Source organism: Acinetobacter pittii ATCC 19004 = CIP 70.29, from assembly GCF_000369045.1.
Classification (GTDB): domain Bacteria; phylum Pseudomonadota; class Gammaproteobacteria; order Pseudomonadales; family Moraxellaceae; genus Acinetobacter; species Acinetobacter pittii.
On the sequence record NZ_KB849796.1, the window covers coordinates 312,388 to 336,527 of the forward strand.

Consider the following 24,140-nt stretch of genomic DNA (forward strand, 5'->3'; position numbering starts at 1 on the left):
ATCGCTAAAAATCCAAGAGTTCTAAATATTCATAGATGAACTGTATTTAAACTAAAAGTTCAGCAGACTCTTATAAACCTTGTTTTAAACTCGCTTCGATAAAACGATCAAGGTCACCATCAAGAACAGCACCTGTATTAGAGTTTTCAACACCCGTACGTAAATCTTTAATACGAGAATCATCTAATACATATGAACGAATTTGGCTTCCCCAACCAATATCAGACTTCGAGTCTTCTAGAGCTTGCGCTGCTTCATTACGTTTTTGCATTTCTAATTCATATAAACGCGCACGTAACTGTTTCCATGCATGGTCACGGTTAGCATGTTGCGAACGCTGGTTCTGACATGCCACCACAATACCTGTTGGGATGTGAGTCAAACGTACAGCCGAGTCGGTTTTGTTAATATGCTGACCACCTGCACCAGACGCACGATAAGTATCAGTACGAACATCAGAAGGGTTAATATCAATTTCAATATTGTCATCAACCTCTGGTGAAATAAATACCGCAGAGAATGAAGTGTGACGACGGTTGCCACTGTCAAATGGTGATTTACGAACTAAACGGTGTACACCTGACTCTGTGCGTAACCAACCGTAGGCATATTCACCTTCAACACGTATCGTAGCTGATTTAATACCAGCTACGTCACCGTCAGACACTTCCATAAGTTCTGCTTTAAAACCATGACGTTCAATCCAGCGCATATACATACGTAAAAGCATAGACGCCCAATCTTGTGCTTCTGTACCACCTGAACCTGATTGAATCTCGACATAGCAAGGATTCGGGTCCATCGGGTTGCTAAACATACGACGGAATTCAAGTTTAGCCAGTTCATCTTCGGCAGCACCAAGCTCAGATTGAACATCTTCAAGCAGGCTTTCATCGTCGGCTTCTACAGCCAAATCTAACATCGCTTTTGCATCTTCAAGCTGTGTAGATAAGCCATCCAATACATTAATAACGTTTTCTAGTTCGCCCTTTTCTTTCGCCATCGCCTGAGCACGGCTTTGATCATTCCAAATCGCAGGGTCTTCTAACTCACGTAAAACTTCTTCTAAACGTTCTTTTTTCAGATCGTAGTCAAAGATACCCCCGTAGTGTTTGGCTACGATCAGTTAAGTCTTTCAATTGGTTTAGATAAGGATTAATTTCCACGCGAGTGTTCCCATAAGAGCAGATAAACAGTCAATTATTTTAGCATAGCTGCGGTTATCTACGAACCCGCTTTGTATTTCTCATCATATTTCATCAATTTGATTTATAAATTTTCTTCAGTTCAATTTAAGATTAATTGGTAACATCCTCATACAAAATTGGGTACTTTTACAGCATTTTTTATGATCTACACAAAATCTCCTCAATTTTAATAAAATAAAACATTATGTTTTTATATTTTAAAATCAATATCTTAAATTAAATTACTTTACATAAATATCACACGGTTACAGTACGGTTACTTGCGCAAGATTGACGACAAAGCTTTTTCGTCTAGACTAAAAGTTGTAACAAAACATTTATAAAATCGCTTTTTAGAGGGGAGAGATTCCATGAAAAAACTAGCAATTGCATCAGCTCTTTTATCTGCACTCGCAGTGAGTGGCGCAGCAAACGCTTACCAAGCTGAAGTTGGTGGTTCTTACAATTATCTTGATCCAGACAACGGTAGCAGCGTAAGTAAATTCGGTGTTGACGGGACTTATTACTTTAATCCTGTTCAAACTCGTAACGCTCCACTTGCTGAAGCAGCTTTCTTAAGCCGTGCAAGTAACGTTAACGCCCTTATCAACTATGGCGATAACAGCGGTACAAAAGATACTCAATATGGCGTAGGTGTTGAATATTACGTTCCTAACTCAGATTTCTACCTTAGCGGTGATGTAGGTCGAAATGAGCGTGAAGTCGACAACACCAATATTGATAGCAAAGTAACGACTTATGCAGCTGAAGTAGGTTATTTACCAGCTCCAGGTTTATTACTTGCTTTAGGTGTTAAAGGCTACGACGAAAAAGACGGTAAAGACGGCGCTGATCCAACAGTTCGTGCTAAATACGTAACTCAAGTAGGCCAACATGACGTAAACCTTGAAGCGTTCGGTGCGTTTGGTGACCTAGACGAATATAAAGTTCGTGGTGACTACTACATCGACAAAACTTTAAGTGTTGGTGCTGATTACTACAACAACGACTTAACTGATAAAGATGAATTTGGTATCAATGCTAAAAAATTCTTAAATCAGCAAGTAAGTGTTGAAGGCCGTGTTGGATTTGGTGATAACGACAACACTTATGGTGTTCGTGCAGCATACCGCTTCTAATCAAGCCTAAAGTCATAAAAAATCCGCTCAATTGAGCGGATTTTTTTATTGGTTTAAATGTACGATGCGTAATTGTAAATTCACATTGCCATTAAATGCATTACGATCTATTTCATAGACTAAATGTACATAATCCCGCATTGGGTCAAATTCAAAACGGCCTGCTGCATTAAAAGCAATTGCATCAAAACTGTATTGGTCGAGTGCTAATTTAAGCTTCAAATGCGTTTCTTTAAGCCAGCGATAATCAATAACTTTAAAATGCCCCTCAAACTGAGGAAAAGGGAATTTTTGTCCCCAAGGCCCCAACTGTTCTATCCAATCTAATGTATTTAGTTGCAAAGCCGAAGCAGGGAGTTCTCCATCCGTCCATAGCGTTGCTTGAAACAAAGATTCTTCCATTGCTGCAATGCAATTGGTAAATGCAGTTTTAAAAGCTTCGAAGTTTTCTTTACGTATGGTTAAACCTGCTGCTGCTGCATGCCCACCAAAATGGCTCACCAATTCTGGATGTTGTTCAGCAACCTGTTCAATTGTATCTCGAATATGCACGCCATCAATTGAACGTGCAGATCCTTTTATATGAATATCATCTTCATCAGGTGCAAATACAATAGTGGGACGATGAAACTGCTCTTTTAAACGCCCCGCTACAATTCCAATCACACCTTGATGCCAGTTTTCTTCAAAGAGTACAAGAGCTGGAGGAATGTCTTCCTTTGAGAGCTGCAAGCTATCTAAAGCAGACAAGGCTTGTTGCTTCATCTCCCCTTCGATTTGACGGCGCTCTATATTTAATTGATTTAACTGTCTCGCGATTGGATAGGCAGATTCCATAGTGTCAGCTAATAAACATTCAATGCCTATACGCATGCTCTCCATGCGTCCAGCAGCGTTAATACGCGGACCTAAAACAAAACCTAAATCTTGTGCACGCAAAGATGAAGCCTCACGGCCAGCAATATCTAGCAACGCCAATATTCCGACTCGGCATTGATGATGTTGAATACGTTTTACACCTGCATCAACCAAAATACGGTTGTTATAATCTAGAACAGCAACATCCGCATACGTTCCCAAAGCAACCAAGTCTAGATATTGAGTGACTTTACTTGTACTTTTGTTTTGCTTGTTACGTAAACTTGCTAAATTGGCCAGCACATAAAATGCAACTCCAACACCTGCAAGCGCCTTACTTGGGAACTCACAACCTAACTGATTTGGGTTTACAACTGCTTCTGCAAGCGGTGTTTCTTTAGTGGTTAAATGGTGATCTGTAATAACCACTTGCATGCCCAGCGCGTGTGCTGCATCAACTCCAGCATGGCTGGAAATTCCATTATCGACTGTAATTAATAAATCGGGTTGATAAGTTTGATGTGCAAGCTCTGCAATTGCGGGGGTAAGCCCATAACCGTATTTAAATCGGTCTGGAACCAAATAGTCGACTTGTGCCCCCATATCGCGAAGCACCAATACCATTAAAGCTGTGCTAGTTGCACCATCGGCATCATAATCACCGACAATAACAATTTTTTTCTGCTCATCAATAGCTTGGTCTATTAATGCCACAGCAGTTTCTAATCCCTTGAGCTGCGGAGCTAATAAATTCTTAAGCTTTAACTCTAATTCCTGTTCAGATTGTACTCCACGCCTTGCCAAAATTTCGGCAATAAACGGAGGCACGCCCTGAAACTGTTCAGGGCGTGTCAATAAAGGTCTTTGTTTGATTTGTATTTTTGTCATTTAAGGCATCAGTCGGTGCATCGTCCATTGACCGTCGATTTTTTCATAACTCAAGCGGTCATGTAAACGATTTGGTCGCCCTTGCCAGAATTCATAGTAATCTGGCTGCAGACGATAACCTCCCCAGAACTCTGGCTTATCAAGCACTTCACGACTTGTAACTTGCTGTTGTAAGTCTTGAAAACGTTGCTGTAACAGCTCTCGGCTTTCAATCTTACCACTTTGCGGAGTACTGATATGCGCTGCAATCTGGCTATCACGTGGTCGTTTACGATAGTAATCTGTAGACTCTTGCTCAGCAATTTTGACTACACGACCACCAACTCGCACCTGACGCTCTAGACTTGGCCAGTAAAATAATAATTCGGCATATGGATTTTCTGCCAAATCGATACCTTTTTGACTGTCGTAATTAGTATAAAAATCATACCCAGCTTCTGTAGCCCCACGTAACAAAACTGTTCGAACATGAGGTCTGCCATTCGCGCTTGCTGTCGCTAATGACATTGCATAGGGTTCATGCAAATTGGCTGCTAGAGCATGGTTAAACCAACCAAGAAACTGCTGATGAGGATTAGATTCAACTTGCCCCTCATGCAATTCTCCTTGCTCGTAGCTTAAGCGTAATTCACTTAAATCTTTAATGACATCACTCATGTCATGCACCTTATGCGACTTGTGCTTGTGAACGAACTGAATCTGCTAAATGCTGAGCTAAAGCATTCACTTCTTGCTCATCATCACCTTCGACCATAACACGAATTACAGGCTCTGTTCCTGACTTACGAATTAAGATTCGTCCATGTCCTTTGAGCTGTGCTTCTGCTTTATCAAACTCGGCAACCAATGTAGGAATAGAATACGGATCAAGCATTTGTTCTAAACGTACATTCACAAGAATTTGCGGGAATAATTTAAAGTCTTGAACCAACTCATGAAGAGCTTTATTTTGCTCGACCATCACGGTTAAAACTTGAAGTGCTGCAATAATCGCATCACCTGTCGTACTCTTGTCTAAAGTTAGAATATGACCAGATGGTTCCCCACCAGTAACCCAACCATTTTCTTCTAAAGCTTGTAATACATATCGGTCGCCAACCTTAGCACGAACAAAACCAACATTCGCTTTTTCAAGTGCAATTTCGAGTGCCATGTTACTCATGACAGTACCAACAACGCCTGCTGGTTTTTTCTGAGCCTGAGTCGCCAAGATATATAAAATATGATCGCCATCAATCAAGTTACCAAACTTATCGACCATCACGACACGGTCAGCATCACCATCAAAGGCAATCCCTAAATCTGCTTCGTGCTCAACTACAGCTTTTTGTAGGTTCTCAGGATGTGTTGAACCACAACCTTCATTAATATTTAAACCATCCGGCTCATTATATAAAGCAACAACTTTTGCACCTAACTCACGGAAAACCGAAGGACCAACGCTATACGCTGCACCATGAGCACAATCCACCACAATTGTTAAATTACTTAAATCAAAATGGTAAGGAAAAGTAGATTTACAGAATTCAATGTAACGACCATTTGCATCTTTTACACGAACACTTTTACCTAAGTTTGCTGTGTCATCAATATATAAATCTTTTTCTAATTCGAGGTTAATTTCTTCTTGTAGCGCATCTGGTAGTTTTTTACCTTCGCTTGAGAAAAATTTAATACCATTATCAAAATATGGGTTATGTGATGCAGAAATCACGATACCTGCATGCGCATGTAAAGCACGAGTAAGGTGCGCAATTGCTGGGGTTGGTAATGGGCCAAGCAAATGAACATATACGCCAGCAGCGTTTAACCCCGCCTGCAAAGCAGACTCTAAAATATAACCAGATAAACGAGTGTCTTTTCCTAATACAACAAGTGGCTTATTTTTTGGACTCGTTCGTTTTAATACCTTCCCTGCAGCAAAACCGAGTTTTAAAGCAAACTCTGGAGTAATAGGCATTTGCCCAAATTTTCCACGAATACCATCCGTTCCAAAATAACTCATAGCTTATCTCATTTTTACGCCACTTCAGCCGTGGCTTACTGCATATATGGCAATTCCGCCATATCTCTTTTCGTCAGATTCACTTTACACCAAAAACAAAAAGCCGTCAGTGTAATGACGGCTTTCTTCATTGTTTTGGTTACTAAAATCTAACCAACACGATAGTTCGGAGCTTCTTTAGTAATCGTTACATCATGAACATGTGACTCAGACATGCCTGCTGAAGTAATTTTCACAAATTTCGCATTTTGGCGAAGATCTTCAATCACAGCTGAACCTGTATAACCCATCGAAGAACGTAAACCACCCATCATTTGATGAACGATGTTACCCATTGGGCCTTTATAAGGAACACGGCCTTCGATTCCTTCTGGTACTAACTTCTCAGCACCCGCTTTTGAATCTTGGAAATAACGATCAGCAGAACCAGTTGCTCCCGCCATTGCACCTAATGAACCCATACCACGATATGCTTTGTAGTAACGACCTTGGAAAAACTCAACTTCGCCCGGTGCTTCTTCAGTACCTGCAAGTAATGAACCAACCATGATCGTACTTGCACCCGCACCGATCGCTTTTGCCATATCACCAGAGAAGCGGATACCACCATCTGCAATTAAAGGAATTTGATCTTTTAGTGCGCTAGCAACGCTGTCAATCGCAGAAATTTGTGGCATACCAATACCTGCCACAATACGTGTTGTACAGATAGAACCAGGGCCAATACCTACTTTTACAGCATCTGCACCTGCATCTAATAATGCTAATGCAGCATCACCAGTTGCAATGTTGCCACCAATCACTTGTACTTGAGGGAAGTTTTGTTTCACCCAACGTACACGTTCAATTACACCAGCAGAGTGACCATGTGCTGTATCAACAACAATTACGTCAACACCGGCTTCAACCAATGCTTCCACACGACTTGGTGTATCAGCACCTGTACCTACCGCAGCACCCACACGTAAACGACCAAGATCATCTTTACAACTGTTTGGATAGCTCTCAGCTTTGCGGAAGTCCGTTACTGTAATTAAGCCTTTAAGTTCGTTGCTCTCACCAACGACCAAGACTTTTTCAATACGGTGTTTTTGCAATAATGCTTGAATATTTTCTTTAGACTCGCCTTCACGTACAGTTACTAAACGATCTTGGCCTGTCATGATGTTGCTAACAGGTTGTTCTAAATTGGTTTCAAAACGCGTATCACGGCCTGTCACAATACCAACAACCTTGCCGTCTTTAACAACAGGTACACCGCTAATGTTATTAGCGCTGGTAATTGCAATCAGTTCACGTACTGTAGTTTCAGGCGTTACAGTGATTGGATCTTTCACCATACCCGCTTCGAATTTTTTCACACGGCGTACTTCTGCAGCTTGAGCAGCAATATCCATGTTTTTGTGCAAAATCCCGATACCACCATTTTGTGACATAGCAATCGCCATACGTGACTCAGTCACTGTATCCATTGCAGCTGAAACTAATGGAATATTTAAATGAATGCCGCGAGTTAAACGTGTCTTTAAAGAGACATCTTTTGGGAGAACAGTAGAGTAGGCAGGAAGTAATAAGACATCATCGAAGGTTAGCGCTTCTTGAACGATGGTCAGCATAACAATCTCACTGGTAAATTCCGTGAGCTATTATAAACAAATTTCAATGCAATTTTCATATTATCTTTGCCTTTTTCAGCAATAGATATAGAGCTTCTCCAAATAATTCCCACTTATTATAGTTTTAACGTTATTTTTTAATCGAGGTTTTTGCAACCCAGAATTTTATCTGGGTTGATCATTAGACATAATATTTAGGTAGGACAACTAAAAATTTGCTCATTCATTAAATCTACGCCGCATGGCAAGGTCTCAATCCAGTCTAAAAACTGATTGACCATTTCTTTACCCATAAATGGACTACCATGCTGAGGCACAATCATTTCAATATCCATCTGGCGCACCATGTTTACCCACAAACGGATAACTTTATTGGAACACATATAGCGTTGGTGAAAAGCCTTCATTTTCATGACGTGCGTATCGAAATCTTTTAAAGGCTGATTAGCATCTTCAACAATCGAGGCACCCATATCGCCAGAAAACAGAATCTTAGCAACTGGATCATAAAACTGAAAATTACCCACCGAATGTAAGAAGTGAGCGGGAACTACCACAAGCTTTGATTCACCTAATTGAATCACTTGACCACGATCTGGCAGCTCAATAAGACGGTCTTCCCAATTCCCTTTCATTCGCTCACTCATAAATGAGGAATTTAGGTGTGGTAAAAAACGTGCCCATAATTTTGATGCAACGACTTTAGCATCGGTATAAACCAGCCAGCGTGGCATTGAAGTAATAATGTCCGGATCTTGATGCGAGGCCATCACATAGTCTAGATTTTTCAAACGTGTATATTTATTTAATTCCATCGTTAATGGAACGTAGGTCAAATCGCCACCCGGATCAATTACAGCAGCACGTTCATGGTCAATAATTAAAAATTGATTGGCTTGGATGCCTTCCCCTTTAACCAAGCTGGTAAAACTAATACATTTATGTACGCCATTATCAAATAATATCTGCGATGTTGTTTTTTCAAACCCCATACAATTCCCCAAAAAAACTTTAAATATTAGATATTTTTATATCCATACTAAAATAAAGGGATTCAGTAACTCTTGCAATAAACTACTTTATTTTTCTAATAATATTTTAAAATTGATTTTGCTTTTCTTATTTTATAAATGAATCATAATGTTATTTAAAATTAAACCACAATAAATTAAAATAATTCTCATTATCAAATTTATTTTTTGTGCTGCTTAGGCCTCCCATGAATCAACCCTTCCGTTTTTCAACATCAAAAACATTGTTAGCAGTTGCTATTTTTACTTCGATGACAGCAAGTCATGCTGAAGAAATAACAGAACAACAAAATTCGACCAGTGTTCTCCCCACGATTTCTGTTAAAGCGCAAAAAGAAAGCACTTCACCTTATGTCGCAACGAAAGCAAACTCTGCCTTAAAATCAGATGCACCCTTATTTAAAACTGCTCAGTCGGTTTCGGTAGTAACCCGCGAACAGCTCGACCAGAAACAAGCAAGAACTTTAGCAGATGCCCTTGAAGGTGTCGCAGGCGTAGAAGCTGGGAAACTTGGTCGTCGTGGTTGGGATGATTTTGTTATTCGAGGACAAACTTCTTCTGATTCAGTTTATGTAGATGGTTTAAGAGTAGGCCAAAATACGTATGTTGCTACTGAGTTATCAGGCATGGATCAGGTACAAGTTTTAAAAGGGCCTGCCTCTATTAATTTTGGTTTGGTTGCTCCAGGAGGTATGGTCAACTTAGTGACTAAACGCCCTCAAGCTGAAAGCTTTGCTCGGGCCACTATGACTTATGGCAGCTACAACCTTAAAGAAGGAACGTTCGATTTAAACTATAGTCCTAATAATAGTGAAAAAGGTGCTTTCCGTTTAAATGGTCGTATCTCTGACCAAGATGACCCAACAGATTATGTGTATTTTAAAAATTACTACATCTCTCCCTCTTATAACTTTGAATTAGGGGATAACACTGATCTATCTGTCATCGCAAGCTATCAGCATCGCGAATACATCCGTCAACAAGGGTTACCTGTCATTGGTACATTAAAAGATAACCCTAACGGCGCTATAGACCGAAGTTTATATATTGGCGATCCTAATTTTGGTAAATATGAGGCCGATGTTTACCGTACAGGTTATACCTTTAAATACGCTTTTGATAACGGTTGGAACTTTAATCAGAACTTTGCCGTACAAAAAACTGAAATGGATGGTACCGCTGTCTTTGCTCGCACGGGCAACAACTTTTGGGCAAAAAACAAACAAGGTGAAATCGACTACACAACCATTAGCCGTAAAAATAATAGCCGCCACCAAATTATTGATAATTTAAGCTTTGCCATCGATAACCGTTTCAATAAACAGTTTGATTTATATGGCATGCAGCACGACCTTAATATTGGGGTAGATGCTTTTCAGGAAAAAAGTGATTACACCAACAACCGTTGTAATGTCGGGGATTTAAACATATATGCTCCTGTATATGGGCAAACTGTTACCTGTTCCAATCCTATCAGCAACCACGATATTAACCGCTTAAAATACACAGGATTATATATTCGTGACCGTATTCAGCTTAATGACCAATTACTTTTAAGCTTATCTGGTCGTCAAGACTGGGCGCAAACTCAAACTACAAGTCTGGTTAACAGCAACACGAGTAAACAGTCTGATGAAGCATTTACGGGCAGCGCCTCTGTCATGTATACCCTTAATGACATTGTGGCTCCTTATGTCAGCTATGCCACCTCGTTTACCCCAAATAGCGGTACTGATGTAAATAACAATCCGTTCAAACCTGAAGAAGGAAAACAGGTTGAAGTCGGAATGAAATTACAAAGCCCAGATCAACGAGTTCAAGGTGCTATCGCTTGGTATGACCTAAAACGTCAGAATGTTGTAGTTAATGATCCAATTAATACGAGTGAGAAAGTTCAGCGTGGCGAACAATTAACTCGTGGTATCGAGACTGAGCTAAGCGCAGAAATTTTAGAAGGTTTAAAATTAACGGCTGCCTATACCTACACAATTGATGCTGAAATTAGTAAAGATGCAAATGTGAGCAATGTAGGAAAAGCACTCGATAATATTCCTGAACATGCTTACAGTCTGTCGGCTCGTTATAAATTTGACCCTGCCTCAAAACTTGGTTGGTATATCGGCGGTGGATTCCGTGGTGAAACTTATAAAACTATGGATAAGCTAGATGTCCATATTCCAGGCTATACCGTATTTGATACAGAAGCTGGCTATGATGCAGGATATTGGGGTGCTCAACTAGCAATCCGTAATCTATTCGATAAAGATTACTATGCAGGTGCCTTAAATGAAAATTTGGTGACTTTAGGTAATCCACGTCAAATTAACTTTACTGTGAAATTTAACTATTAAAATTACCTATAAAAAAACGCACTCGATTCGAGTGCGTTTTTTTCGCAGCTTAAAATGCGTTAGAAAAAATAATGCTGTACTAAAGTAGAGATACCTACAATTAAGAAAATAGCAGCACCAATTTTATGAATGAGCGAGATAGATAAACGTTCAGCCAATTTATTACCAATAAATACAGCTGGCGCATTGGCAATCATCATCCCTAAGGTTGTACCTAACATCACCCAAAAAATGCTGTCATAACGTGCAGCTAAAGCGACTGTTGCAATTTGGGTTTTGTCACCAATTTCAGCTAAGAAAAATAAGATGAAGGTAGCACCAAAAACACCAAATTTTTGCCATCTGTTAATACTATCCGTTTCATCATCGAGCTTATCTGGAATAAGCATCCAGAACGCCATACCAATGAAGCCAGCTGCAAGAACCCAGACTAAAATTTCGGGGCTCAACACGGTCGTAATCCACTGTCCAAGTACAGCAGAAATACCATGATTAATTAGAGTAGCTAAAAGAATCGCAATAAGAATAGGGATTGGCTTACGGAAACGTGCAGACAGTAAAAGGGCCAATAATTGGGTTTTATCGCCCATTTCAGCAAGGGCAACAATCGAAGTAGAAATCAGAAATTCTTGCATGTCGTTTCTCTGGCTAGCATAAATGCCCATGACCTACCCCTCCTGCTAGCCAAATATCTGCAGAGTGGTAAATCAAAGGTCTTGCCAACTCAGAAACGATGAGACGTTTAAGCTATGATGACCATGTTCTGTTGAACAATTATGTTGATCATCACCTATTCATTTAGAAATGAATAGCGGCTACTCCCCAATGAAGTATGCGTTTATTATATTCGAGTAGTTCTATTTTTCAAACATTCAGGCAAAAAATTTTATCCACGCCCAAACTAACAATCGCCCTAGACCCAATAATAAAGCTAAACCAATACTTAAGTTAATAAATCCAAAATGATTAATGCCAGTTACGTGCTGAGATTGAAATTCAAATGGCAAAATAAGCATTGCTAGAAATACTTCCAAGCCCATTGCAACGTAAGTCATCCATTCCCAGGGAAAGTGTAAAACACTCACCCATACCCCCATTAATAAAAATACAATTAATAGAATCGGCACCATGATTTTTAAAAATCCTACCATTTATTCTTTCTCCTTTACCGACTAACGAGAAATTTCTCCTCTCTCGACACTTCATTTTTCGTCCTTAGATTAACTTAAAACCAATTAAATTAAATATCAAAATAAAACCCCGCCGAAGCGAGGTTTTAATGATTCATTTAAAAATATTAGATTAATAAAGTACGAATATCTTTAAGAAGTTTCGTAAGCTTATTAGTAAAGCGAGCAGCATCTGCACCATTAATTACACGGTGGTCATAAGACAACGACAACGGCAACATTAAGCGTGGATCAAAGTCTTTACCATTCCATACTGGCTGCATTGTTGCGGGTGAAATACCTAAAATTGCAACTTGTGGCCAGTTCACAAGAGGTGTAAATGCTGTACCACCAATTGCGCCTAAACTTGAAATGGTGAAATTCGCACCTTGCAAATCTTTCGGTGTTAATTTCTTATCACGTGCTTTTTGACCTAACATACCCAATTCAACTGCAATTTGCTTAATTGATTTTTGGTCAGGATTACGTAGTACTGGTACTGTCAAACCATCAGGTGTTGCTACCGCAATACCCATATGAATTTCATTGCGCAAGAGCACTGATTTACCGTCATCAGATAGATGACCTGCGAATTCACGCTCTTCTTTCAACAAATATGCAACCGCTTTGATAATGAATGCCATAATCGTCAGGCTGATACCTTCTTTTTTGAAGTTGCCTTTTAACTCATTACGCCAATCTTCCAACTCAGTAATGTCAGCCAAATCAAATTGAGTGACTTGCGGAATAAAGTTGTTCAACGACAATTGCGGAATTGAAACTTGCTGCAAACGTGTCAATACTTTTTCTTCCACACCACCAAACGCAGTAAAGTCAGGAAGCTTTGGCAAACCCGAAACCGCTGGTGCAGCCGCAGCAACTGGCGCCGCTTGCGGTGCAGTTAAACGACTCTTCACATAAGCAAAGATATCTTCTTTAACAACACGGCCATGTTCACCAGAAGTTTTAACTTGAGATAAAACTACACCAAGTTCACGAGCAAGCTTACGAACAGCAGGGCCTGCATATACTTTAGCATTTTCAGCTTCTTGCTCTTTCGTTAACTTATCAGCACCAGATGTTGACGCTACAGGCGCAGACTGAGTCGCAGCAGGAGCTGCTGCTTTAGGCGCTGCTGCCTGCGGAGCTGGAGCTGATTCTGCTTTCGCCGCTGGTGCAGCAGCAGGTGCTTGGCCTTCAGCTTCAATTGTTGCCAGCAATACACCTTGTGAAACTTGTTGGCCTGCTTGCAAGTGAATTGCTTTCACAACACCAGCAACAGTACTTGGAACTTCCACAGTTGCTTTATCTGACTCAACAACAACAAGGCTTTGGTCTACATCAACTTTGTCACCAACCTGAACCAAGATTTCAGCAACAACTGCTTTATCTACACCCAAATCAGGAACGTTAATGTCAACCGGTCCAGATTGAGTAGCAGTCGATGCTACAGTTTCTTGCTGAGTTGGTGCAGGTGCTGCCGCCGGAGCTGCTGTTGTAGAAGCAGGCGCCTCAGCTGGCGCACTAGATGCAGATGTTGTTTTTACTTTAATGAGCACAACACCTTCTTTAACTGTATCGCCTTCTTTAACTTGAATGCTTTCTACAGTACCTGCAACACTGCTTGGTACTTCTACAGTTGCTTTGTCAGACTCAACCACAACGATGCTTTGTTCAACATCAATCTGTTCGCCAACTTTTACTAAAATTTCACCAACTAGTGCTTTTTCAACACCAATATCGGGAACTTGAACTTCAACCACTTGGCTAGTGGTTGCCGTTGCTGGTTGAGCAGCAGTTGAAGGCTGTTGAGCCGCTGCCGGTGCTGCTGTTTGTTCAGCTGCTGGTGCAGCTTTTGGAGCTTCTTCTGCTTGAGCTACTGGTGCAGCACCCTCAGCTTCAAGTTCAAGCAATACCGTACCTTCAGTTACGCTATCACCTTCTTTGATTAAGATGCTTTTTACCACACCTGCTGAAGTGCTAGGCACTTCAACAGAGGCTTTATCTGACTCAAGCAAAACAAGGCTGTCATTTTCTGCAATGCTGTCGCCAACTTTTACTAAAATTTCAGCAACAACTGCTTTATCTACACCAATATCAGGGGTCTTAATTTGCATGCTTAGTTCCCCTCACCTGTTTGCGTTTCATTATATTCAGCAACTGCCTGAACTTCTGGATGCGCTTGAGGAGCCCATGCCACTGGACGGTCAGTATCTAACTCAAAGTTAGAAATTGCGTCTTTAACTAAACGTGCGTCCACTTCACCTTCGTCAGCTAATTTTTTCAAAGTAGCAACAACGATATGTGCAGCATCAACACCAAAGAAACTACGTAAGTTAGCACGTGTATCTGAACGACCGTATCCATCTGTACCTAATGCAACAAATGGGCGACCATCTGGAAGATAAGCACGGATTTGTTCGCTGTAAGCACGCATATGGTCTGTTGCTGAAACAACGATACCTTCTGTACCACGTAACTGTTTAGATACCCAAGATTCTTTCACTTCTTCAGAAAGTGGGTGTAAACGGTTGTATTCTTCACATGCCATACCATCACGTGACAACTCATTGAAGCTTGTTACGCTCCAAACGTTTGAGTGGATTTGATATTCATCACGTAAGATTTTCGCAGCTTTGATTACTTCACGAAGAATTACACCTGAACCAAGCAATTGAACAGTTGCTTTTTCATCTTTTTCGAACAAGTACATACCACGTTTAATGCCTTCCTCAGCGCCTTCTGGCATTGCAGGATGCTCGTAGTTTTCGTTCATTACAGTTAAGTAGTAGAACACACGCTCTTGGTTCACATACATACGTTGTAAACCGTCATGTACGATTACAGCTAATTCATAACCAAAACATGGATCATAAGATACACAGTTTGGAATTGTGTTCGCCAAGATATGTGAATGACCATCTTGGTGCTGTAGACCTTCACCGTTCAACGTTGTACGACCAGCAGTTGCACCTAATAAGAAACCTTGAGCTTGCGCATCACCAGCTGCCCACGCAATGTCACCAATACGTTGGAAACCAAACATTGAGTAGTACATATACATTGGAATCATTGGCAAGTTATTCGTTGAATAACTTGTTGCCAACGCAGCCCATGCACTCATTGCACCAGCTTCGTTAATCCCTTCTTGAAGCATGTGACCGTCACTTGCTTCACGGTAATGCATTAATTGTTCTTGGTCTTCTGGGGTATATTTTTGGCCGTGAGCGGCATAGATACCGAGCTGACGGAACATACCTTCCAGACCAAAAGTACGTGCTTCATCTGGAACGATTGGTACTACGCGGTCTTTAATCGCTTTTTCTTTGAGTAAAGAAGCAATTAAACGAACCATCACCATAGTGGTAGATTGTTCTTTACCACCTGAACCATTTAATACAGCATCAAATACAGATAATTCAGGAATCGCTAAAATTTCACTCTCTTTACGACGTGCAGGTAGGTAACCACCTAACGCTTCACGACGCGCCTTCATGTACTTCATTTCTGGAGAGTTTTCACTTGGGCGATAGAATGGAAGCTCTTCTAACTTATCGTCTGTAAATGGAAGATTGAAACGGTCACGTACATATTTCAAAGAGTCGATCTGCATTTTTTTGATTTGGTGAGTTTTGTTCACCGCTTCAATTTCTTCAGACAAACCGTAACCTTTAACAGTTTTCGCAAGAATAACTGTTGGTTGACCTTTAGCTTTCATTGCTTCTGCATAGGCAGCAAACACTTTGTAAGGGTCGTGACCACCACGGTTAAGATTATCGATATCTTCATCGCTTAAATCTTTTACAAGTTCCGCAGCTTCTGGGTACTTGCCAAAGAATTTCTCACGTGTGTATGCACCACCTTTCACTTGATAGCGTTGGTATTCACCATCAACTGTCTCTTCCATTACCGCTTTTAAAGCGCCTGTGCTGTCTTTTGCAAGTAGTGGGTCCCAATGACGGCCCCATACCACTTTAATGACACGCCAGCCCGCACCACGGAATAAAGATTCTAGTTCTTGAATGATTTTACCGTTACCACGTACAGGACCATCTAAACGCTGTAAGTTACAGTTAACAACCCAGATAAGGTTATCAAGCTTTTCGCGACCAGCAAGTGAAATAGCACCAGTACTTTCTGGCTCATCCATCTCGCCATCGCCAAGATAAGCCCAAACTTTACGATCTTCTTCTTTGATCAAGCCACGGTTCATCAAATATTTTTGAATATGTGCTTGATAAATCGACATGATTGGACCAAGACCCATTGATACGGTTGGGAATTGCCAATAGTCAGGCATTAAATATGGATGTGGATAGCTTGGTAAACCGTTACCGCCAACTTCACGACGGAAATTACTTAACTGTTCTTCAGTTAAACGTCCTTCAAGGAATGAACGTGCATAAATACCAGGAGCACAGTGCCCTTGGTAATAAATCATATCTCCGCCAAAGCTATTGCTGTTTGCGCGGAAGAAATGGTTAAAACCTACGTCATATAATGTTGCACTTGATGCGAAGCTCGCTAAGTGTCCACCTAAATCATCACCTGTTTTATTCGCGCGAAGTACCATTGCTAAGGCATTCCAACGAATCAATGCACGAATACGGCGTTCCATATCTTGGTCGCCTGGCATTGCAGGTTGTTCTTCAACAGAAATTGTATTTAAGTAAGGTGTATTGAGACGTTGAATTGGAACATGCTTAGCAATTGCTTGTTGGTAAAGTTTTTCCAACAAGAATGCCGCTCGTTCAGTTCCCATATGTTGTAAAACTGAATCGAATGCATCTTGCCATTCTTGGGTTTCTTGTGCGTCGGAGTCACCGTAAAACGCCATAATTCACCTGTTCCTTGTTCTCTAATCTACTTTGTATTTTTACCACGTTTTACCCCTTTCAAGTTATTGCCTCGGGTGAATGTGAGGGGGCCCTATTATTTTCTGAATGAATAGTCATTGACCGAGCAGTAAACAAAATAACAAAAAAACGCCAATAATGGCGTTTTTTTATACAATCTTTGCGTTAAAAAAGGTTTAGCTTAGTTTTAGATTCATAAATTTAATAACCTTACCTTTTTAACTATGCTTTTATGGAAGCATCGCCAAGTAAGTAGTTGGGTTCTTACGTTGACCATCTTTTACTACTTCATAGTGCAAATGTGGACCTGTACAGCGACCTGTACACCCTACATTAGCAATATGTTCACCGGCAGAGACTTGGTCGCCTACACGCACCATTAAACGTGAAGCATGAGCATAACGCGTTAAATAACCATTGCCGTGGTTAATTTCAACATATTGACCATAGCCAGTGCCCCAGCCAGATTTAGTTACAATACCTGGGCCTGTAGCATAGATTGGTGTGCCACTCGGAGCAGCCATATCTAATCCGCCATGATGTTCTGCACGACCGCCCATAGTGCGGCCACCAAAGTTTGAAGAAACTCGTACAGTATCAGGAAGAGGGTGAGAAACTAACCAAGAGTAAGAATTTGAAGAAGAGGCATTAAAAGAATTTTTTGCGGTTGTGTTACCGTACTTCTTTGCGAGCGACTCATTGTTGAGTTCAACTGTTTTTTGGCGTAAGGTCACTGAAACTTTCGCACTCGCCGGAAGATCTAAATCGTCAGGATGAGTATATGAACCTTGAGATAATGTTTTTGATAGCTGTTCCAATCGATCTGAGTCAGTAGATTGGTTAATTGTTTGATAATCTGCAAAAGCAACTGATGCTGCCGAAGCGGCAAGTGAAAACGCTAATAAAATACGACGCGTGTGCATAAAAACCTCTTGAAACTGTTCTTACTCAAGTTCCTTATGATCTCTTCCTTGATATCGATTGAAATGAACGCTTAAGATTAAGACAAGAATCCATCCGAGAATGACCATGTCTAAACCCGATAACGTTTTTCAACAAACCGGAAAACACATAAAAACAGGAAACCTTACGTTTCTAACAACGCAAGTCGCGCAATGGCAAAGACTTACGAAAATTATCCAACCCTTATTGCCCCAACCGGAACAATGGCAGGTCGTGTGTTATCAAAATGGCTCTTTAATCATTACTGGTGAAAATCAAGCGATGATTAGTCAACTCAGTTATTTACAGAACCAATATGTATCTAAATTATCTCAGCTTGAAGGGTTAAAAGACTTACAAAGAATTCAGGTCCGATTGAGAAATAAAAACATTCCAAATACACCCTCATCTGAGCCATCTAAACCCATTCCCCCGGAAACACAAGAAATGTTACGTAGTGCAGCCGACTTCGTGAGCGACCCTAAGCTTAGCCAAGCTTTACTACGTTTGGCAAGCAATAAAAAATGACGAGCTTTCTATTTCTTAATTAGAATCATTATTATTATGTGATTATAATCACACTTTTTAATGTTACATTATAACGTAGCCAAGTAAAGACAAGGACTTATGTCACGCTCACATATGGAATTGGACATTGACTCTCGTCATCAAATGTTACAATTTCATAATTACTCGGATCACTTTGAACATTGCGTAACAACTGATTATTTAAAGCATGTCCTGATTTATAGCCATCAAACTTGGCAATAATTTGATGACCAAGCAAATACAAATCACCAACTGCATCCAAAATCTTATGTCTAACAAATTCATCAGCGAAACGTAAACCTTCTTCGTTGACGACCCCTGTATCATCTACACCAATTGCATTATCTAAACTTGCACCTAGTGCTAAATTGTTTGCCTTCAGGTAGTCCAAATCTTTCATGAAACCAAAAGTACGTGCTTCACTGACTTCATAAACAAACGTTTCAGTCGAAAAATCGATAGTCGCAGATTGATATTCTTTAGCAAATGCCGGATGGTCAAAATCAATCGTGAAATTTAATTGAAAACCATTGTGAGGGCTAAAAATTGCTTTCTTATCATCGATGAGTGCTTCAACTGGTTTTAATATTCTTATGAATTTTTTCGGTGCATCCAGTTCTCGTAATCCACCTTGCATTAAAAGGTAAATAAATGGACCAGCACTACCATCCATAATTGGAACTTCAGAAGCAGATACCTCAACAATCAGGTTATCAATTCCTAAACCTGCAATCGCACTCATTACATGCTCAATTGTGCCTACTTTTATATCTCCGGTTACCAAGTTGGAGCACATAAAAGCTTCTTGGATGAGCAATGCATTAGCAGGGATATCGACTGGCGGATCCAAATCGATACGGCGAAATACAATACCCCCATCCACGGTATGTGGAATGAAATTGATCATCACTTTTTGACCGCTATGAAGACCTATTCCACTCGCTTTTACCACACGATTGAGAGTACGCTGTTTCACCATGCTTTGTAACTTCTTTTTTAAAACCGCTATACGTTAGCATATTTAGTCATTGATCAAAAATAAAAAAAGGCAGTGTTTAAACACTGCCCTTCATTAAATCTAACGATACTTTACTTACGTTGCTGATTTTTCAAGTAATCTTGAATACTCATTGGAGAAGAACGCGGAGTAGAACTTGCTGTGCTACTGACTTCATTATCGGCGTTTTGACGCTTATTAATTGCAGGAACGTCATCTTCATCAACAGATTGAGCTGATTGAGACGAAGCATGGCTTACCGTATTACGTTTTCTTGGTTCAGCATCTGCTGCATTACGAGTTAAACCAGTTGCAATCACTGTTACGCGTAATTCATCACGTGCATCTGGATCAAATACTGTACCGTAGAAGATTTCACCTTCATCAAGGTCAACAATCTGGTTCACAACGTCAGTAATGATTTCAGTCTCACGTAGCGTAATATCATCACCACCCGTAATGTTAATTAATACGCCTTTGGCATTAATAATATTTACGTTATCAAGTAATGGACTACGGATCGCTTGTTCAGCAGCTTGACGCGCACGATCTTCACCACGACCTAAACCAGCACCCATCATTGCGTAACCGCGAGTACTCATTGCAGTTTTCAAATCGGCGAAGTCAAGGTTAATGTGACCACGGTTAACAACCAAGTCAAAGATACTACGTACGGCATTTAACAATACATCATCAGCTTTTTTATAAGCATCTTTCATTGAAATATCGCCATATACGCTCAATAAGCGTTGGTTAGGGATAATAATCAATGAGTCGACATGTGCTTCAAGTGCTTCAATACCACGTTCAGCAGACTTTAAACGGCGGCGGCCTTCAAAGTTAAATGGCGTTGTAACTACACCAACAGTCAAAATGCCCATTTCTTTGGCAACTTCAGCCACAACAGGCGCTGCACCAGTACCCGTACCACCACCCATACCAGCGGTAACGAAAACCATATCCGTACCTTCAAGGTGGTGACGAATGATTTCACGGCTTTCTTCTGCTGCAACTTGCCCTACTTCTGGGTTAGCACCTGCACCTAGACCACGTGTACTTTGCTCGCCTAACTGAATTTTGAAAGGTGCATTCATACAGTCCAGTGCTTGTTTGTCTGTATTGGCACAAACGAATTTAACGCCTTGAATATCAGACTGCACCATATGTTGAACGGCATTACCGCCACCACCACCTACACCAAATACAGTGAAACGGGCTTGACCGTTGCCATCGTTTAGTTCATCTTCTATAAATTCAAATGAGGCCATGACCTTTAGGGTTCCTAATACATTATGGCAGTCACTTCAGCCCGTATACTGCCTTGATTTTCAAAAATAACTAATTTTAAGAATGCTGTGCAATACCAACCTTGTCAAGTACAGCGGTTTTCTCTTACAACTTCCTAACAATTCTACCAATAAATACATACATCCTAAAAAATGGCTTTTAATTTGCTATTAAACGCATTCCAGCCATTTACCATTCGTTCCCATACCGAACGGTCATTTGCCTCTTCAGGCTCTTCAACAGCATCTTGCAACTCACTTTGGCTAAACATGAGCAAACCAGCTGCTGTTGCATACATAGAACGACGTAAGGCTGCTTGATGTTGATCATCAGCATAAACCTGTAACGGCGGATTACCCAAATGTGCAGATACACCCAACATACGACGAGCTAAACTCACCATACCCTCTATTTGACAAGCATCCCCTGTCAATACTACACCATGGTATAAACCATGAATTGCACCGCTTTGTTCGAGTTCATCGCGGATCTGGCTAAAGATCTCTTCATAACGGGCAATAATAATTTCTGACAACTCAATTCGGCTAATTGTTTGAGGGCCATCAATTCCTTCTACCTGAATCATGTGATCTGGCTTAACAGCACTTAAATCGACACAACCATGCAGAATTTTAATTCTTTCGGCTTCTTCTGTCGTCGTTTGCAATACAGCAGCAATATCACGTGTAACGTGTTCACCACCACGCTGCAACGTACGCGCTAGAGCCAAACGGCCATCTAGATAAACAGCAAGATTGGTAATGCCTGCACCAATATCAACTAAACAAACACCATACTCTTTTTCATCTTTCAGTAAGCTTGCCTCAGCGGTTGCCAGACAAGACACCACCATTTTTTCAACCCCGATATTTGCACCTTTCATGGCACGATCAAGGTTTTGCATAGTCGCTATAGGCATCATCATTAACTGATAATGTCCAGTCATACTATGGGCAGTCATATTAATTGGATTCTGCACCCATTCAGCAGAATCACCCAACTCAAAGCCTAACGGCACTGCACTTGCTAAATAGTAATCAGAAGTCACATGACTTGCTTTTGCCAATTCTAACGCGCGCACGACTTCATTTGTTGTAATCACATGTGCTGGATTAGATACTGGTGTGCGACCAGAGGCATAAAAACTTTGCAACTCGGTACTCGGAATAGATACCCATGCGCTATGAATGCGACATTCGGCCATATTTTCCGCTTCAGCAACAGCATTTTTAATCGCAGCAATGACTTTATCGAGGCTTACAATTTTTCCTTTATTCATGCCTCGATTGCGAGCAGTTGCCATACCGATAACTTGAATGTTATCCGGCGCATGAATTTTTCCAATCAAAACTGAAACTTTATGCGTCCCAATGTCAATCGCAACAACTGAGGGAACAGCTTCACTCATCACTCATACCATTTCTTTGTTGTTTAATACCAGGCAAATTGCCTATTTTAAAGCCACGTATTATGGCTTTGCTTTTGTTCCACCTGCAATGCTTGTGTCATCACTCGTTACAACAAACTGACCATTCACAATTTTAGGTGGTGTTGCGTTCTTCCATTGAATAGATAATCCATTACGATATCGCAAATCAATGGCTGAGATTTTCGACCACACCGGTTTTAAGTCAGATTGTGCCAGATGACTTAAACGTTGCAACTTATTCATTGTTTGATCTTGGTCAACAATAATACGTAAACCAGAATCAAATTGCATAAACCAAGTCATTCGCTCAGTCAGATATAACTCTTTTAAGCGTAAATTAACAGGATGGAATAATTGATTAATTTCATTATAGCGTCGCATCATCATTTTTGACTGACTTACCGGCCCATGAAGCAACGGAAGCTCAGGATGATTCGTCGGCTCCGCCTCACTAAATACATCGCCTCCATCGCTTAACAAGCGACCTGTTCCCCAACGGGCGATAGCATGTCGAGGCATGACACGAACACGAATACCATTGGGCCAAGCACGAGATACGACAACTCGGTCTACCCATGAAATTTCTAATGTTTTGTCACGAATCTGTTCTAAATCAGATGTGAAATAATTTGCTTTTATAATTGGAGCAACATGTTGCATCACTTGTTGTGTTTCAACAGAAGATGCTGAACCTACAACTTCTAGTTTTGCAACTGTTGCATCTGTAATAACTTTATATAGCCCATAAATTCCGACTGCCAGCACTACAAAAGCAATAACCAACAGCACCCATCCACCAGCATTCGCAAGCTTCTGCTTACGCGTAGGCGGTTTATCATGAATAGAGGTGATGGCCGCACGTTTACGGCGCATGGAAGCCGGAAGTTGTGCCATATTTAAGCCGTACCTTCCAATGTTTGCTCAAGAATCGCAACACACAATTCATCAAAGCTATAGCCAACAGCTTTAGCAGCTTTTGGAACTAAAGAGTGACTGGTCATACCTGGAACAGTGTTTACTTCTAAAAGCCAAAAATTGCCTTGCTCATCCTGCATCGCATCAATACGGCCCCAGCCTTCTGCACCCACCGCCTGAAAAGCACGTAAACACAATGCCTGTAGGTTTTTCTCTTCAGTCTCACTCAGACCGCAAGGAATACCATACTCTACATCATTACGTTGATATTTCGCTTCATAGTCGTAGAAAGCAACATCTGCTGGTGGTTGCAAACGAATAACCGGCAAAGGCTGTCCATTGAGGAATGAAATTGTGAATTCACGACCAGTGATCCATTTTTCTGCCATCACCACAGCATCGTGCTGAGTCGCCTTTTCAATTGCAGCAGCAAAGTCTTCTGCTTTCTCAACCTTACTCATGCCGACACTCGAGCCTTCATGTACAGGTTTGATAATGACAGGTAAGCCTAACTCAGCAATCACCGCATCTAAATCTGTTTCTTTAGTAATAATGCGATATGGCGCTGTAGGTAAATCGCTACCTTGCCAGATTTGCTTGGTTTTAACTTTATCCATGCCAATAGCAGAACCTTGCACGCCTGTTCCTGTATAAGGCAGATTTAACCATTCAAGCACACCTTGAATTTGGCCATCTTCACCGCCGCGACCATGCAATACAATAAATGCACGATCATAATTTACAAGTTCAGTCACACTGCGGTCTTGTGGATCAAATGCTTCAGCCTGAACACCTGAACGTAACAAAGCGTCCAAAACTGCCTGACCACTATCCAAAGACACAGCACGCTCAGCCGATTTCCCACCAAACAACACGGCAACTTTGCCGAATTTTGTAGCATTTGACACGTTTAAATCCTTA

At 40.8% G+C, this 24,140-nt stretch carries 19 protein-coding genes and 1 riboswitch; of the genes, 3 read left to right on the forward strand and 16 right to left on the reverse strand.

Annotated elements, in window-relative coordinates; genetic code table 11:
• Positions 1 to 70 precede the first annotated feature (70 nt).
• Positions 71 to 1,166 (reverse strand): peptide chain release factor 2 gene (prfB, locus tag F928_RS17960; protein ID WP_099475557.1). Its coding sequence is split into 2 segments (ribosomal slippage): positions 71 to 1,093 and positions 1,095 to 1,166, totalling 1,095 coding nucleotides; the frame shifts between segments, so codons are not numbered across the junction.
• Positions 1,167 to 1,558: 392 nt separating this feature from the next.
• Here prfB and F928_RS17965 point away from each other — a divergent pair.
• A complete protein-coding gene (locus tag F928_RS17965; protein WP_005078653.1) occupies positions 1,559 to 2,326 on the forward strand; it encodes a putative porin in 768 nt (255 codons plus the stop codon).
• Between the two features lie 45 nt (positions 2,327 to 2,371).
• On the opposite strand, the gene recJ is transcribed toward F928_RS17965, so the two are convergent.
• The 5 genes from recJ to F928_RS17990 all read right to left on the reverse strand — a co-directional run bounded on the left by recJ (position 2,372) and on the right by F928_RS17990 (position 8,685).
• Positions 2,372 to 4,072, reverse strand: a complete 1,701-nt coding sequence (gene recJ, locus F928_RS17970; RefSeq protein WP_005078654.1) for a single-stranded-DNA-specific exonuclease RecJ — start codon at positions 4,070 to 4,072, stop codon at positions 2,372 to 2,374.
• Positions 4,073 to 4,729, reverse strand: a complete 657-nt coding sequence (pdxH, locus tag F928_RS17975) for a pyridoxamine 5'-phosphate oxidase (RefSeq protein WP_005078657.1) — start codon at positions 4,727 to 4,729, stop codon at positions 4,073 to 4,075.
• A gap of 10 nt (positions 4,730 to 4,739) precedes the next feature.
• The gene (gene glmM / locus F928_RS17980) at positions 4,740 to 6,077 is read right to left on the reverse strand and encodes a phosphoglucosamine mutase (RefSeq protein WP_002121981.1); all 1,338 of its coding nucleotides are present in this window, start codon (positions 6,075 to 6,077) and stop codon (positions 4,740 to 4,742) included.
• Between the two features lie 149 nt (positions 6,078 to 6,226).
• Positions 6,227 to 7,693 carry an IMP dehydrogenase gene (guaB, locus tag F928_RS17985; RefSeq protein ID WP_002121951.1) on the reverse strand — a complete coding sequence of 489 codons (1,467 nt, stop codon included), beginning with the start codon at positions 7,691 to 7,693 and terminating at the stop codon, positions 6,227 to 6,229.
• Positions 7,694 to 7,887: 194 nt separating this feature from the next.
• Positions 7,888 to 8,685, reverse strand: coding sequence for an oxygen-binding di-iron domain-containing protein (locus F928_RS17990; RefSeq protein ID WP_002121869.1), 798 nt, complete (start codon positions 8,683 to 8,685; stop codon positions 7,888 to 7,890).
• A 227-nt stretch (positions 8,686 to 8,912) separates the two neighbouring features.
• Between F928_RS17990 and foxA the strand changes: the two genes are divergently transcribed.
• The gene (gene foxA, locus F928_RS17995) at positions 8,913 to 11,075 is read left to right on the forward strand and encodes a TonB-dependent siderophore receptor (protein WP_002121880.1); all 2,163 of its coding nucleotides are present in this window, start codon (positions 8,913 to 8,915) and stop codon (positions 11,073 to 11,075) included.
• A gap of 59 nt (positions 11,076 to 11,134) precedes the next feature.
• On the opposite strand, the gene F928_RS18000 is transcribed toward foxA, so the two are convergent.
• The 5 genes from F928_RS18000 to F928_RS18020 form a co-directional block, all read right to left on the reverse strand.
• Positions 11,135 to 11,710, reverse strand: a complete 576-nt coding sequence (locus tag F928_RS18000) for a TMEM165/GDT1 family protein (RefSeq protein WP_005804434.1) — start codon at positions 11,708 to 11,710, stop codon at positions 11,135 to 11,137.
• A 15-nt stretch (positions 11,711 to 11,725) separates the two neighbouring features.
• Positions 11,726 to 11,911: riboswitch (yybP-ykoY riboswitch) on the reverse strand.
• A gap of 36 nt (positions 11,912 to 11,947) precedes the next feature.
• Complete coding sequence (locus tag F928_RS18005; protein ID WP_005078662.1) at positions 11,948 to 12,226, reverse strand: hypothetical protein; 279 nt, start codon at positions 12,224 to 12,226, stop codon at positions 11,948 to 11,950.
• A 146-nt stretch (positions 12,227 to 12,372) separates the two neighbouring features.
• Positions 12,373 to 14,361 carry a 2-oxo acid dehydrogenase subunit E2 gene (gene aceF / locus F928_RS18010; RefSeq protein ID WP_002121957.1) on the reverse strand — a complete coding sequence of 663 codons (1,989 nt, stop codon included), beginning with the start codon at positions 14,359 to 14,361 and terminating at the stop codon, positions 12,373 to 12,375.
• Between the two features lie 2 nt (positions 14,362 to 14,363).
• Positions 14,364 to 17,081 carry a pyruvate dehydrogenase (acetyl-transferring), homodimeric type gene (aceE, locus tag F928_RS18015; RefSeq protein ID WP_002121885.1) on the reverse strand — a complete coding sequence of 906 codons (2,718 nt, stop codon included), beginning with the start codon at positions 17,079 to 17,081 and terminating at the stop codon, positions 14,364 to 14,366.
• A 249-nt stretch (positions 17,082 to 17,330) separates the two neighbouring features.
• Positions 17,331 to 18,023, reverse strand: coding sequence for a M23 family metallopeptidase (locus F928_RS18020; RefSeq protein ID WP_002121983.1), 693 nt, complete (start codon positions 18,021 to 18,023; stop codon positions 17,331 to 17,333).
• A gap of 100 nt (positions 18,024 to 18,123) precedes the next feature.
• Between F928_RS18020 and F928_RS18025 the strand changes: the two genes are divergently transcribed.
• Positions 18,124 to 18,570 carry a DciA family protein gene (locus tag F928_RS18025; protein WP_002121887.1) on the forward strand — a complete coding sequence of 149 codons (447 nt, stop codon included), beginning with the start codon at positions 18,124 to 18,126 and terminating at the stop codon, positions 18,568 to 18,570.
• A 97-nt stretch (positions 18,571 to 18,667) separates the two neighbouring features.
• Here the strand turns inward: F928_RS18025 and lpxC are convergent, their stop codons facing one another.
• From lpxC to ddlB, 5 genes are all read right to left on the reverse strand, one after another.
• Entirely contained in the window at positions 18,668 to 19,570 is a 903-nt protein-coding gene (gene lpxC, locus F928_RS18030; RefSeq protein ID WP_002121967.1) for a UDP-3-O-acyl-N-acetylglucosamine deacetylase, read from the reverse strand.
• A 110-nt stretch (positions 19,571 to 19,680) separates the two neighbouring features.
• On the reverse strand, positions 19,681 to 20,856 hold the full coding sequence (gene ftsZ / locus F928_RS18035) for a cell division protein FtsZ (RefSeq protein ID WP_002121912.1): 1,176 nt from the start codon (positions 20,854 to 20,856) through the stop codon (positions 19,681 to 19,683).
• A gap of 164 nt (positions 20,857 to 21,020) precedes the next feature.
• Positions 21,021 to 22,283: a cell division protein FtsA gene (ftsA, locus tag F928_RS18040; RefSeq protein WP_002122057.1), complete on the reverse strand. Its 1,263-nt coding sequence runs from the start codon at positions 22,281 to 22,283 to the stop codon at positions 21,021 to 21,023.
• Positions 22,284 to 22,343: 60 nt separating this feature from the next.
• A complete protein-coding gene (gene ftsQ / locus F928_RS18045) occupies positions 22,344 to 23,198 on the reverse strand; it encodes a cell division protein FtsQ/DivIB (RefSeq protein ID WP_002122049.1) in 855 nt (284 codons plus the stop codon).
• 2 nt (positions 23,199 to 23,200) lie between these two features.
• A complete protein-coding gene (ddlB, locus tag F928_RS18050; protein ID WP_002121862.1) occupies positions 23,201 to 24,127 on the reverse strand; it encodes a D-alanine--D-alanine ligase in 927 nt (308 codons plus the stop codon).
• Between the last annotated feature and the right edge of the window lie 13 nt (positions 24,128 to 24,140).